The 237-nt window shown below is 70.0% G+C and carries 1 protein-coding gene; it reads left to right on the plus strand.

Annotation, left to right across the window (positions count from 1 at the left end):
- Nucleotides 1-15: 15 nt before the first annotated feature.
- Nucleotides 16-237: histidine phosphatase family protein (locus SB772_RS45440; RefSeq protein WP_410839209.1), on the plus strand; the 222-nt coding region annotated here is incomplete at its 3' end.

Here is a 237-nt window from a genome sequence, read left to right on the forward strand (position 1 = left end):
GCCCTCGGAGTTGCTTTGTCCCGCATCTCCCCCGAGCTCTGTCCCGACGTCGTGATCTCATCGCCCTACGCGCGGGCACAGCAAACGGCCCGCATCGCCGTCGAAGTCGCAGGCTGGCCGGTCACCGTCACCACAGACGAGCGGCTCCGCGACCGGGAACTGGGCATCCTCGACCGGCTCACGGGGCGCGGCGTCGACAAGCGGTACCCCGAGGAGGCCGAGCGGCGGCTTTGGCTT

It is taken from the genome of Paraburkholderia sp. SIMBA_030 (assembly GCF_046535245.1).
Taxonomy (GTDB): Bacteria; Pseudomonadota; Gammaproteobacteria; order Burkholderiales; family Burkholderiaceae; genus Paraburkholderia.